At 74.2% G+C, this 12,654-nt stretch carries 12 protein-coding genes; 6 read left to right on the top strand and 6 right to left on the bottom strand.

Annotation, left to right across the window (positions count from 1 at the left end):
- Positions 1 to 176: 176 nt before the first annotated feature.
- Genes G5C62_RS21555 through G5C62_RS21545 form a run of 3 tightly spaced genes read right to left on the bottom strand, consistent with a single transcriptional unit; the run spans position 177 to position 3,945 of the window.
- On the bottom strand, positions 177 to 1,688 hold the full coding sequence (locus tag G5C62_RS21555; RefSeq protein ID WP_164702622.1) for an NAD(P)/FAD-dependent oxidoreductase: 1,512 nt from the start codon (positions 1,686 to 1,688) through the stop codon (positions 177 to 179).
- Between the two features lie 23 nt (positions 1,689 to 1,711).
- Entirely contained in the window at positions 1,712 to 2,743 is a 1,032-nt protein-coding gene (gene meaB / locus G5C62_RS21550; protein ID WP_081975599.1) for a methylmalonyl Co-A mutase-associated GTPase MeaB, read from the bottom strand.
- The gene (locus G5C62_RS21545) at positions 2,740 to 3,945 is read right to left on the bottom strand and encodes an acetyl-CoA C-acetyltransferase (RefSeq protein WP_164702621.1); all 1,206 of its coding nucleotides are present in this window, start codon (positions 3,943 to 3,945) and stop codon (positions 2,740 to 2,742) included. The genes meaB and G5C62_RS21545 overlap by 4 nt, the downstream gene beginning before the upstream one ends.
- Before the next feature lie 216 nt (positions 3,946 to 4,161).
- Between G5C62_RS21545 and mce the strand changes: the two genes are divergently transcribed.
- The 5 genes from mce to G5C62_RS21520 all read left to right on the top strand — a co-directional run bounded on the left by mce (position 4,162) and on the right by G5C62_RS21520 (position 9,072).
- The gene (gene mce / locus G5C62_RS21540) at positions 4,162 to 4,614 is read left to right on the top strand and encodes a methylmalonyl-CoA epimerase (RefSeq protein WP_206330775.1); all 453 of its coding nucleotides are present in this window, start codon (positions 4,162 to 4,164) and stop codon (positions 4,612 to 4,614) included.
- Positions 4,615 to 4,715: 101 nt separating this feature from the next.
- The gene (ccrA, locus tag G5C62_RS21535; RefSeq protein WP_164702619.1) at positions 4,716 to 6,047 is read left to right on the top strand and encodes a crotonyl-CoA carboxylase/reductase; all 1,332 of its coding nucleotides are present in this window, start codon (positions 4,716 to 4,718) and stop codon (positions 6,045 to 6,047) included.
- A 79-nt stretch (positions 6,048 to 6,126) separates the two neighbouring features.
- On the top strand, positions 6,127 to 7,470 hold the full coding sequence (locus G5C62_RS21530) for a hypothetical protein (RefSeq protein WP_164702618.1): 1,344 nt from the start codon (positions 6,127 to 6,129) through the stop codon (positions 7,468 to 7,470).
- 92 nt (positions 7,471 to 7,562) lie between these two features.
- A complete protein-coding gene (locus G5C62_RS21525; protein WP_241176054.1) occupies positions 7,563 to 8,435 on the top strand; it encodes a DUF4397 domain-containing protein in 873 nt (290 codons plus the stop codon).
- A gap of 10 nt (positions 8,436 to 8,445) precedes the next feature.
- Positions 8,446 to 9,072: a class F sortase gene (locus G5C62_RS21520; protein WP_164702617.1), complete on the top strand. Its 627-nt coding sequence runs from the start codon at positions 8,446 to 8,448 to the stop codon at positions 9,070 to 9,072.
- A gap of 66 nt (positions 9,073 to 9,138) precedes the next feature.
- On the opposite strand, the gene G5C62_RS28285 is transcribed toward G5C62_RS21520, so the two are convergent.
- The 3 genes from G5C62_RS28285 to nucS form a co-directional block, all read right to left on the bottom strand.
- Positions 9,139 to 9,348: a hypothetical protein gene (locus G5C62_RS28285; protein ID WP_241176053.1), complete on the bottom strand. Its 210-nt coding sequence runs from the start codon at positions 9,346 to 9,348 to the stop codon at positions 9,139 to 9,141.
- Between the two features lie 117 nt (positions 9,349 to 9,465).
- Positions 9,466 to 11,247, bottom strand: a complete 1,782-nt coding sequence (locus G5C62_RS21510; protein WP_164702615.1) for a 3-hydroxyacyl-CoA dehydrogenase family protein — start codon at positions 11,245 to 11,247, stop codon at positions 9,466 to 9,468.
- 138 nt (positions 11,248 to 11,385) lie between these two features.
- Positions 11,386 to 12,057 (bottom strand): endonuclease NucS, encoded by a 672-nt coding sequence (gene nucS, locus G5C62_RS21505; protein ID WP_036340129.1) that lies wholly within the window; start codon positions 12,055 to 12,057, stop codon positions 11,386 to 11,388.
- Positions 12,058 to 12,154: 97 nt separating this feature from the next.
- On the opposite strand from nucS, the gene G5C62_RS21500 reads away from it, so the two are divergent.
- Positions 12,155 to 12,654: hypothetical protein (locus tag G5C62_RS21500; RefSeq protein WP_206330774.1), on the top strand; the 500-nt coding region annotated here is incomplete at its 3' end.

Genomic DNA, 12,654 nt, shown 5'->3' with positions numbered 1-12,654 from the left:
GTGCACCCGATGGCCGCGACCGCGCCGTTCTTCCAGGAGTTCGACCTGGCCTCCCGCGGGGTCCGGCTGCTGCAGCCGGAGATCAACTTCGCCCACCCGCTGGACGGCGGCCGCGCGGCGGTCTGCTCCAGCGAGTGGTGCGAGACCGCCGCCGGGTTGGGCCGGGACGAGCGTGGCTACCGCAGGCTCTTCGGGCCGCTGCTGCGCCAGGCCGACGAGATCACCGACTTCTTCCTGACCTCGGCGTCCCGGATGCCGAAGACCTCGCGCAGGGCGACCCGCGCGGCGTTGTCGCCGCAATGGCCGTGCACGGCGGGCCCGGGCGGGGTCGCCGAGGACGCCAGGTAGGTGCCGCGGACCGGGGTCTTGTAGGTGTTCCACCGCGGCACCGGCCGGGCCAGCATCTGCCGCAGCGACGCCTCGCCGTTGGAGATGTCCCCGCCGACGTCGTTGGGGTTCCAGCGCTCCATCTCCCCGGCGTGCATGGTGTGCCGGGCCAGGATCGTGTCCCGGAACCCCGGGGCGAACCGCTCCACCTGCGCCTCGATCGCCTCCGTCATGTCGACGGTCGAGCCGTGCGGCACGTGCACGTAGGCCCAGAAGACGTGCCCGCCCTCCGGGGCGCGCGAGGGGTCGACGACCGTGGGCTGGACGGCGAGCACGTACGGCTGGTCGGTGATCCGCCCGGCCGCCGGCGCGGCCTCCCCGGCGATCGTCTCCTCCATCGTCCCGGCGACGTGCACCGTGCCGGCCCGGCGGACGTCGGCGTTGGCCCACGGCACCGGCTCCGACAGCGCCCAGTCGACCTTGAAGACCCCGGGCCCGTGCTTGTACCGCTTCACCCAGCGGCGGTAGCCCGGGGACACCTGGTTGCCGGCCATCGCCACGAACGCGCTGGGCGAGGTGTCCAGCAGCACGGCCGGGACGCCGTCGAACTCGCGCAGGTCGGTGACCTCGTGGCCGGTGACGACCTCGCCGCCCTGCTGCTCCAGGGCGGTGACCATCGCGTCGGCCAGCCGCTGCGAGCCGCCCTCGATCAGCGGCCAGCCGTTGTGGTGGCTCATCATCCCCAGGAACATGCCCAGCGCCGCGGTCAGCGGGCGGCTCAGGTCGAGCATCCCGTGCGCGGCGGCACCGGCGATCAGCGCCCGGGCCGCGTCGTCGTCGAAGTGCCGGCGGGCCAGCCAGCCCACGCTGGGCAGCCCCTGCAGCCCGAAGCCGGCGATCCCGGCGAACCCCTTCACCGGCGGCAGCCGCCGGAACGCCGAGGTCAGGAAGAAGTCGGTGATCTCGTCGGCCTGGCGCAGCAGCGGCCCGAAGAGCCTGCGGTAGCCACGCTCGTCCCGGCCCAACCCGGCGGCGGTCTGCTCCAGCGAGTGGTGCGAGACCGCAGCGCGGCCGCCGTCCAGCGGGTGGGCGAAGTTGATCTCCGGCTGCAGCAGCCGGACCCCGCGGGAGGCCAGGTCGAACTCCTGGAAGAACGGCGCGGTCGCGGCCATCGGGTGCACCGAGGCGCAGATGTCGTGCTGGTAGCCCGGCAGCGTCACCTCCTCGGTGCGCAGCCCCCCGCCGGCCCGCTCGCCGCGTTCGACCACCCGCACCGACAGCCCGGCCGCGGCCAGCCGCAGCGCGCCTGCCAGCCCGTTCGGTCCGGCTCCGACGACGACGGCATCCGGGGTCCCGTTCACGCCGCCATCCTGCCCGCCGACCCCTAGAGGTGCGCGATGAGCTGGTCGGCCGCGCGGTAGGGGTCGGTCTCCCCCGCCACCACCTGCTCGGCCAGGGCACCGAGCGCCGCGGAGCCGGAGACGTCGCCCATCCGCTCCCGCAGCCCGGCGACCGCGATCGCCTCGACCTCGCGGGCGGCGCGCTCGACCCGCCGCCGGCGCCCCTCCCCGGAGGAGTCCAGCCACTCGCCGTGCTCGGCGAGCCGGGCCAGGACGTCGTCGACCCCGTTGTCGGTGTCGCGGGAGGCGACCGTCTTCACGATCGGTGGGCGCCAGGCCCCGGCCTCGGTGTGCCGGCCGCCGAGGGAGAGCATCGCCCGCAGGTCGCGCACGGTGGTGTCCGCGCCGTCCCGGTCGGCCTTGTTGACGACGAAGACGTCGGCGACCTCGAGGATGCCGGCCTTGGCCGCCTGGATCCCGTCACCCATCCCCGGCGCCAGCAGCACCAGCGTGGTGTCGGCGAGCGAGGCGACCTCCAGCTCGGACTGCCCCACCCCGACGGTCTCCACCAGGACGACATCGCAGCCGGCGGCGTCGAGCACCCGCATCGCCTGTGGGGTGGCCCAGGCCAGCCCGCCGAGGTGGCCGCGGGAGGCCATCGAGCGGATGTAGACGCCACTGTCGCCGGCGTGGTCCTGCATCCGCACCCGGTCGCCCAGCAGCGCGCCGCCGGAGAAGGGGGACGACGGGTCGACCGCCAGCACCCCGACCCGCTGGCCGGCCCGGCGGAAGGCGCGCACGAGGGCGGTCGTGGTCGTGGACTTCCCCACCCCGGGCGGGCCGGTGAGGCCCAGGACCCGGGCCCGGCCGGTGTGCGGCGCGAGCGCGGCCGCGACCTCGCGCAGCAGCGGGCTGGCGTCCTCGACGAGGGAGATCAGCCGGGCCACCGAGCGGGCGTCGCCCTCGCGGGCGCGGGACACCAGGGTGCCGACGTCGGCCGCCCGCCGGCCCCGCCGCCCCGACGGGACAACGGCGGCCGGCGACTGGACGGCCGTGCCCTCCGGCGGCGAGGTCACGCCCGGGCGGGCACGTGCAGGACCAGCGCGTCGCCCTGGCCACCGCCGCCGCACAGCGCCGCGGCACCCACCCCGCCACCGCGGCGGCCGAGCTCGAGCACCAGGTGCAGCACGATCCGGGCGCCGCTCATCCCGATCGGGTGGCCCAGCGCGATGGCGCCCCCGTTGGGGTTGACCTTCTCCGGGTCGACCGCCAGTTCGCGGGTGGAGACGATGCCGACGGCGGCGAACGCCTCGTTGAGCTCGACCAGGTCCAGGTCGGCGGGGTCGATGCCCTCCCGCGCACAGGCCTTGGCGATCGCCCGTGAGGGCTGGCTCTGCAACGTGGCGTCCGGCCCCGCGACGACGCCGTGCGCACCGATCTCGGCGAGCACGGTCAGCCCCAGCTCCTCGGCCTTGGCCGCGGACATGACCACGACCGCGCAGGCGCCGTCGGAGATCTGCGAGGCGGTCGCGGCGGTGATCGTGCCGTCCTTCGAGAACGCCGGCTTCAGCCGGCCCAGGCTCTCCGCGGTGGTGTCCGGGCGAATGCCCTCGTCCTCGCGGAACTCGATCGGGTCGCCCTTGCGCTGCGGGATGAGCACCGGGGTGATCTCGTCGTCGAACAGGCCGTTCTTCTGCGCTGCGGCGGCCTTCTGGTGACTGGCGGCGGCGAAGGCGTCCTGCTCCTCGCGGGTCAGCCCGTACCGACTGTTGGCCTGCTCGGTGAGCGCGCCCATCGCCACCTGGTCGAAGGTGTCGGTGAGCCCGTCGTGGGCCATCGCGTCGACCAGCGTGGCGTCGCCGTACTTGACGCCGGTGCGCGAGGTGGGCAGCAGGTGCGGCGCCTGGGTCATCGACTCCATGCCCCCGGCGACCACGACCTCGAACTCACCGGCCCGGATCAGCTGGTCGGCCAGCGCGATCGCGTCCATGCCGGACAGGCACACCTTGTTCAGCGTGAACGAGGGCACCGACATCGGGATGCCGCCGGCCACCGCCGCGGGCCGGGCCGGGTTCTGGCCGGCGCCGGCCTGGATGACGTGGCCCATGATCACGTAGTCGACCTGGTCGCCGGTGATGCCGGCACGCTCGAGCGCCGCCTTGATCGCGATCCCGCCGAGGTCGGCGGCGGAGAAGTCCTTCAGCGAGCCGAGCAGGCGGCCCATCGGGGTACGAGCACCCCCGACGATGACGGAACGGGTGGATGCGGGCTGGCTCATCGAGGCTCCAGTGGCTTCCGGTCACCGCCGTTGGCGACCGTCTCGGCAGGACACCGCGCAGTTCCTCGGGCAGTCCCTCGGGGCACCACGGGCTGCCGCCAGGATAGGGCTCGCGCCGTCCGGCGGGCCCAGGCCGGTGACCGCGGCCACCGAACGAGCGTGAACCCCGTCACAACCGGCTGCCGGTGGCCGAGCGACGGCGGCAGGATGCGCGGCATGACCTCCGCCGTGCCCGACGACGCGCACACCGGCCTGTTCACCACGATCGACCACGTCGGCATCGCCGTCCCCGACCTGGACGAGGCGATCGCCTTCTACGCGAGGACCTTCGGCATCCACTCGGTCCACGAGGAGACCAACGAGGAGCAGGGCGTCCGCGAGGCGATGCTCGCGCTCGGCGACGGCGAGACCCGGGTCCAGCTGCTCGCACCCCTGACCCCGGAGTCCACCATCGCGAAGTTCATCGGCCGTTCGGGCCCGGGCCTGCAGCAGCTGGCCTTCCGGGTCACCGACGTCGAGGCGGCGAGTGCTGCGCTGCGCGAGCGCGGCCTCCGGCTCCTCTACGACGAGCCCCGCCGCGGCACCTCCGACAGCCGGGTCAACTTCGTGCACCCCAAGGACGCCGGCGGGGTGCTCATCGAGCTGGTCGAGCCCGCCACCCACGGATGAGTCGCCTGGGTCACATGACCTGGTCAACCGGAGCTACTGGTCAGTAACCTCCGCGCCACCACCTGCACCCTCCGAGCCAACGACGACCCGGGAGCGCACGCATGGACCAGATCAGGGACGCCATCCTCGCCGACGACCTCGACGCGATCGGAGGGCTCCCGACACCGGGGTCCTACCGCGCCGTGCTGGTCCGCAAGGACGAACAGGACATGTTCGAGGGCCTGCCCACCAAGGAGAAGGACCCCCGCAAGGCCCTGCACGTCGAGGAGGTGCCGACCCCGGAGATCGGGCCGGGCGAGGCGCTGATCGCGGTGATGGCCTCCTCGGTCAACTACAACACCGTCTGGACGTCGATCTTCGAGCCGGTCTCGACCTTCGGCTTCCTCGCCCGCTACGGCCGGCTCAACGACCTGACCAGGAAGCACGACCTGCCGTACCACGTGGTCGGCTCGGACCTCGCCGGCGTCGTGGTCGCGGTCGGCCCCGGGGTCAACAAGTGGAAGCCCGGCGACGAGGTCGTCGCCCACTGCCTGTCCGTCGAGCTCGAGGACCCGGCCGGCCACGACGACACGATGATGGACCCGCAGCAGCGGATCTGGGGCTTCGAGACCAACTTCGGCGGCCTGGCCGAGCTGTCCCTGGTCAAGAGCAACCAGCTGATGCCCAAGCCGGCGCACCTCACCTGGGAGGAGGCGGCCTGCCCGGGGCTGGTCAACTCCACCGCCTACCGGCAGCTGGTCAGCCACAACGGCGCGAACATGAAGCAGGGCGACGTCGTCCTGATCTGGGGCGCCTCCGGCGGGCTCGGCTCCTACGCCACCCAGATGGCGCTCAACGGCGGGGCCATCCCGGTCTGCGTGGTGAGCAGCCCGGAGAAGGCGGAGATCGTCCGCCGGATGGGCGCCGAGCTGGTCATCGACCGCTCCGCGGAGGGCTATCGGTTCTGGAAGGACGAGGAGACCCAGGACCCGAAGGAGTGGCAGCGGCTCGGGGCGAAGATCCGCGAACTGACCGGCGGGGACGACGCGGACATCGTCTTCGAGCACCCCGGCCGGGAGACCTTCGGCGCCAGCGTCTACGTCGCCAAGAAGGGCGGCACGATCGTCACCTGCGCCTCGACCAGCGGCTTCCTGCACTCCTACGACAACCGCTACCTCTGGATGAACCTCAAGCGGATCGTCGGCTCGCACTTCGCCAACTACCGCGAGGCCTGGGAGGCCAACCGGCTGATCGACCGGGGCCTGATCCACCCGACGCTGTCGAAGACCTACGCCATGGACGACGTCGGCCAGGCCGCCTACGACGTCCACCGCAACCTGCACCAGGGCAAGGTCGGCGTGCTGACCCTCGCCCCGGAGGAGGGCCTGGGCGTGAAGGACTCGGCCAAGCGCGAGCGCCACCTGACGGCGATCAACCGCTTCCGCGACGTGTGACGACGGGCCACCTGGGAGTTCGCGGGGTGCGGCCCTCGACACGCTGACTGCGGCACTGGATCAATGCGAGGATGAGGGCATGAGCGACCCCCGCGACGACGAGTTCGGTTTCCGCGACGGCGGCCCCACCTTCGACGTGGTGCGCAAGGGGTACGACCGCGACCAGGTCGCCGAGACGCTGGCCAGCCTGGACGCCGACCTGCGGGTGGCGCTGGCCGACCGGGACGCCGCCGTGTCCCGGTCGGCCGACCTCGCCCGTCAGCTGCAGGCGCTGCACGGCGAGGTGGAGTCGCTGCGGCGCCGCGCCGCCAGTGCCAGCGCGCCCACGTTCGAGAACATGGGCGAGCGCATCTCCAACATGCTGCAGCTCGCGCAGGACGAGGCGTCGGAGATCCGCCGCCAGGCCGAGGAGCAGGCCGCCCAGCTGCAGGCCGCCGTCGCCGCCGAGGCGGAGGCGATCCGGGAGCGGATCGCCGGCGAGGAGCGCGCCCTCGGGGAGCGCTCGGCCGCCAGCCGGGCCGAGGCCGAGCGCCTGGTCGGCGAAGCGCGCCAGCACGCCGAGCAGATCGCCGTGGTCGCCCAGTCCCGCGCCGACGACCTGGTCACCAAGGCCCGGGAGCGGGTGGCCCAGCTGGACGCCGACTCCGTGGGCCGTCGCACCAAGGCCGAGCAGGACTTCGAGATCGCCCAGCGGGCCCGCCGCACCGAGGCCGCCCGGCTGGAGGAGGAGCGCGAGCAGTCCTCGATCGCCGCCGCCCAGCAGCGGATCGCCGAGGCCGACGAGCGGGCGCACCACACGCTCACCGAGGCGGAGGCCTCGGCGGCGGCGATCCGGAAGGTGCGAGACGACCTGACCCGCCGGCTGGCCGACGTGCGCACCCTGCTCGGCCGGCTGCCGGACCTCTCCGACCAGGCGCCGCGGGACGAGGAGCCGCGACCGACGGCTCCGGCCGAGTCGGTCCAGCAGGCCGAGGCGGCCCCGTCGCAGCCCACCGCGGCCGGGTCCGAGCAGGACGGGCCATCCGAGCCCACCGGGGAGCAGCCCGGCGCGGAGGACCGCCCGGCCGCCCCGGAGCCGGGAACCGCTCAGCCGCACCCCACCGAGACGCAGGCCGTGCCGGTCCAGTCCGTCCAGACGCAGTCGGTCCCGGCCCAGTCGGTGCCCACGGCCGGTGCCCAGCAGCCGGTCCGGACGCCGGCACCGGCCCACCCGAGCCAGCAGCAGGCACCCGCGGCAGAGCGGACGACGGCGGGCCGGTCGACGGCGGAGCAGCCGGCGGCCGAGCGGGCACCGCAGCAGCGGCCCCAGCCCGGCGTGCGGCAAACGCCGCCGGTACCGGCCCGCGGTCCGGTGACGCGGGTCCAGCCGACCCCGGCCGTGCCGGCCGGGCAGGGCGGGCCGCCCCCGGCGAACCGGAGCTGACCGCGGCCACTGCTCCGCGGCGGCCCTGGTCGGCGCACCTCGCCCGCACTGCACGGGATCGAAGGAACCGACCAGCACCGGAGCGGAGCACCGTGGCCCGGCTGTCGCGGACCACGCTCGTCGCCGTGCTCAGCGCGGGCCTGTGCGCGCTGGGGATGCCGCTCGCCGTCGGGGCGGCGGCCGCGCCCCCGGCGGACAGCGGCCTGGTCCGGATGGCCCACCTCTCCCCGGACACCCCCTCGGTCGATGCCACCATCGACGCGGTGTCCGAGCCGGACGTCGAGGTCGAGCTGCCCGCGGTCGGCTACGGCGACGTCTCGCCCTACCAGCGCGTGCCGGCGGGCACGTACACCGTCAGCGCCCGCGCGGCCGGGGCCGACCAGGGCAGCCCGCCGGTGCTGGCCACCACGGTCACCGTGGCCCCCGGGAGCGCGACCACGGTCGCCGGCGTGGGGCTCTTCGCCGACCTGGGCCTCGCCGTGCTGACCGACGACCTCACGCTGCCGCCGGCCGGTTCCGCCCGCGCCCGGGTCCTCGACGCCGCATCGACCGGCTCCCCGCTGGACGTCGCCCTGGGCGGGGGCACCGTGCTCGCCACCGACCTGGCGTTCGCCGAGTCGACCGACCCCGTCGACGTGCCCGGTGGCGCCGGCACGCTCGTCGTCAGCGGCGCCGACGGCACCTCTGCCGAGCTGCCCGTCGACCTCGCCGCCGGGGCCGTCCACACCGTGCTCGTCCTGGACCGCGAGGGGGGCGGGCTCACCGTGACGACCACGCTCGACGCCGCCGGCCCGGGCGTCGTGCCGGTCGGCGGGGTCGAGGCCGGCGGCGGTGGCACCGCGGCGGACGACGGGCTGCCGGTCGGCCGCGCTGCGCTCGCCGCCCTCTCGCTCACCGCCCTGCTGCTGGCCGTCGGGGTGCGCCGGCCCCGCCGTGGGCACGCACCGCCGTTCCCGACGTCCTGACCGGCCGACGATGACGACATCGACCGGCCGGCGCGGGCGGGCGGCACTGCGGGCAGGACTGCTCGTGGTGGCCCTCCTCGCCGGCAGCGCGGCACTCGTGGACCACCCGGGCGACGCCGTGCCCGACACCGCGGTCGCCTCCCCACCCGGCCCGGTGGTCCTCGGCTCCGCCACGGAGGTGCCGGCAAAGCGGACCGTCGCGGCCCCGGTCGGGCTGCGCATCGCCGCGATCGGCGTGGACACCGACCTCGTCCCGATCGGGGTCGACGACGCCGGCGCCCTGCTGCCCCCGGAGGACGTCCAGCAGGCGGGCTGGTTCGCCGCCGGCCCAGTGCCCGGTGAGGTGGGCCCGGCGGTGCTGGCCGGGCACGTCGACGACCACACCGGCCCCGGGGTGTTCGCCCGACTGGCGGAGCTCAGCCCGGGTGACCAGGTGGTCGCCACCGGCAGCGACGGCCGACCGGTGACGTTCACCGTGACCCGGGTGGCCACCCACCCCAAGGACGACTTCCCCACCGACGAGGTCTACGGGCCGACGACCGGCGCCGAGCTCCGGCTGATCACCTGCGGCGGCAGCTTCGACCGCGGCCGCCGCAGCTATACCGACAACGTCGTCGTCCACGCATCCGCAGGATGATGGAACGGCCACCCTTCAGGGACCCACCCTGAGCCTGCGAAGGGTGGGGGGAAGGGTGGTCCTTCCTCAGCGGCGGCGGCCGCGGGCCCGCCAGCAGACGGTGTGCCAGTGCCGTCGCCAGTCGGCGGCCGAGTCGGTGTCCCACGGGTCCAGGTCGGAGTCCCGGGCGTAGGCCGGCCAGGTGACCAGGTGCGGGGTCCGTGGCGGGATCAGCTGATCACACCCCGGGCAGCGGTAGCTCTTGTCACTGCCCGCCCCGCTGAGCGGCCGCACCACCCAGTCGCCGTCGGAGGCCTCCTCGACCGGCTGCCGGGCCGCCGTCGGCCCACGCCCCGGCTGCGTGGTCCGGGCACGCCCCGGACCACGCCGCGAGCCACCTCGGCGGGGCACCGGCTACCGGTTCGCGTGGTCGCGGAAGCCGCGACCGGCCTTGCGGCCGAGGTAGCCGGCGGTCACCAGGTGCTCGAGCAGCGGCGCGGGGGCGAACCCGGGCTCGCGGAACTCGGTGTACAGCTCGCGCTCGATCGCCAGGGCGACGTCCAGCCCGACGACGTCCAGCAGCTCGAAGGGGCCCATCGGGTAGCCGCAGCCGACCTTCATCGCCGCGTCGATGTCGTCGGCGGTCGCGTAGTGCGCCTCCAGCATCTTCACCGCGTCGTTGAGGTAGGGGAACAGCAGCGCGTTGACGACGAACCCGGCGCGGTCGGTGCAGGAGACCGCGTGCTTGCCCAGCTGCGCGCACAGCGCGTGCGCGGTGGCGGCCACGTCGGGCTCGGTGGCGATCGTGGAGACGACCTCGACCAGCTTCATCACCGGCGCGGGGTTGAAGAAGTGCAGCCCCACGACGTCCCCGGGGCGCTCGCTGGCCTTCGCGCACTCGATGACCGGCAGGCTGGACGTCGTGGTGGCCAGCACCGCACCGGGCTTGGCGATCTCCCCCAGCGCGGCGAACAGCGCCTGCTTGACGCCCAGGTGCTCGACCACGGCCTCGATGACCAGGTCGGCGCCGGCGAGGTCGTCGAGCTGGGCGGAGCCGGTGACCCGGGCGAGGGCGGCGTCCCGCTCCGCCTCGTCCAGGCGGCCGCGGGCGACCTGCTTGTCCAGCGACCGGGTCAGCGCGTGCTGCACGGCCTCGACCTTGTCCAGGGTGCGGGCGACGAAGGTGACGTCGTAGCCGCCCTTGGCGACCACCTCGACGATGCCGACGGCCATCGTCCCGGAGCCCACGACGCCGACGCTGCGGATCGGGCGGGCCCCCTCGGCGGCGCCGCCGGTGGCCGGCGTCGCGGCGTCCGGGACGACCTCGGCGGAGTCGCGCCCGGCGTAGGTGTAGAAGCCGCGGCCGCTCTTCCGGCCCAGCAGCCCGGCGGTCATCATCTGCTTGATGATCGGCGCGGGGGCGTGCAGCCGGTTGCGCGACTGCTGGTACATCGTCACGAGGATCTCGTAGGCGGTGTCGATCCCGATCAGGTCCATCAGCGCGAGCGGGCCCATCGGCAGGCCGCAGCCCAGGCGCATCGCGGCGTCGATGTCCTCGCGGCTGGCGTAGCGGTTCTCGAACATCGAGACGGCGTGGTTGAGGTAGCCGAACAGCAGGGCGTTGGCGATGAACCCCGCCTTGTCGCCGATGGTCACGTCGATCTTGCCCAGCCGCGCGGCCAGCGCCTCGACGTCCTCGACCACCGAGGGCTCGGTGACCACGGTGCGCACGATCTCGACCAGCTTCATCACCGGCGCCGGGTTGAAGAAGTGCATCCCGATGACCTTGCCGGGGCGGCCGGTGGTGACCGACAGCTCGGTGACCGACAGGCTGGAGGTGTTGGTCGCCAGGATGGTGTCCGGCGGACAGATCGCGTCCAGCTTCGAGAACAGCTGGGCCTTGAGCTCCATCCGCTCCGGGATGGCCTCGACGACCAGCTCGGCGACGGCGAGGTCCTCCATCGCGGTGGTGAACCGGATCCGGGACAGGATGGCGTCGCGCTCGGCGGGCTCGAGCTTCCCGCGGGCGACGGCCTTGCCGGTGGACTGCTCGACGTGCGCCCGTCCGCGGTCCAGCGCCTCGTCGGCCACCTCGACCGCCGTCACCGACAACCCGGCCCGGGCGAGCACCTCGGCGATGCCGGCACCCATCGTGCCCAGCCCCACCACGCCGACCTCGGTCAGTTCTCTGGCCACGCTGCCATCCCTCCGCCGTCCGGTGATCACGAGCAGTTTCGCACCAGCGCCCGACCCAGTCCCTACCGGCTGGTAGTTCGGCCCCGTCGCAGGGGCCCGCCGCGCGCGGAGCGGGTGGTGGGGGGCGACGGGGTCCTTCTAGAAGAGGCGCTGCGAGGGGTCGTCGGTGCCCTTGAGGACGGCGTAGTCGACGGTCAGGCAGTCGATGCCGCGGTCGGCGGCCAGCACCCGGGCCTGCGGCTTGATCTCCTGTGCGGCGAACACGCCCTTGACCGGGGCCAGCCGCGGGTCGCGGTTGAGCAGCTCCAGGTAGCGGGTCAGCTGCTCGACCCCGTCGATCTCGCCGCGGCGCTTGATCTCCACGGCCACCGTCGCGCCGCCGGCGTCCCGGCAGAGCAGGTCGACCGGGCCGATCGCGGTCGGGTACTCGCGGCGCACCAGCGACCACCCCTCGCCGAAGGTCTCCACGTGCAGCGCGAGCAGCCGCTGCAGGTCCGCCTCCACGCCGTCCTTCTGCAGGCCGGGGTCGACGCCGAGGTCGTGCCGGGAGTCGTGCTCGACCGACTCGATCGTGATGATCAGCTGCTCGCCGGCCTTGTTGGTGACCGTCCAGGTGCCCGCGCCGTCGGTCAGCTCCTCCTTGACCGAGCACGGCGGGCTCATCCAGTTCAGCGGCTTGTAGGCCCGGTCGTCGGCGTGGATGGACACCGAGCCGTCGGCCTTCACCAGCAGCAGCCGGGTGGCGGGCGGGAGGTGGGCGGTGAGCCGCCCGATGTAGTCCACGGAGCAGCGGGCAATGACCAGGCGCACGGACGACGACGCTACCGGCCGTCCGACCGGCCCTCCGCACCGGCGGGAGCGCGCAGGACCCGTGGAACCCCCTGGGCCGCCGAGCCGTGTACTCCCTGTGCGGAACTCACCTGCCCTCCGTCCCGCCGTCGGTCTCGCACTGGCGACCCTGCTGCTGACCGCCTGCGCCGAGCAGGGCGGCACCGGGGCCGCGCCGCCCGGACCGTCCAGCGAGACGCCGACGGAGTCGGAGACGGTCTCGTTGCCGGAGGGCCAGGAGGCGCTGGTCCTCCAGGTCGCCGACGTCGGCGGCTTCACGACGCCGGAGATGCTGGCCGCGCGGCTGCCGGTCGTGAGCGTCTATGCCGACGGGCGGGTGATCACCCAGGGGCCGGTGCCGGCCATCTACCCGGGACCGGCCTGGCCCAACGTGCAGGTCCAGCACGTCGACCAGGCCACCGTGCAGCAGCTCGCCGCCCGGGCGATGGACGCCGGCATCGCGGAGACCGCCGACCTCGGCTCCCCGCCGCTGGCCGATGCCACCTCCACCCGCTTCACCCTGGTCACCGACGAGGGCCCGGTCACCCGGGAGGTCTACGCGCTGCGGGAGTCCGTGGG

The organism is Modestobacter sp. KNN46-3, assembly GCF_011039295.1.
Note: the sequence above shows the minus strand (reverse complement) of the source record. Positions and strands in the feature narration are given on the sequence as shown.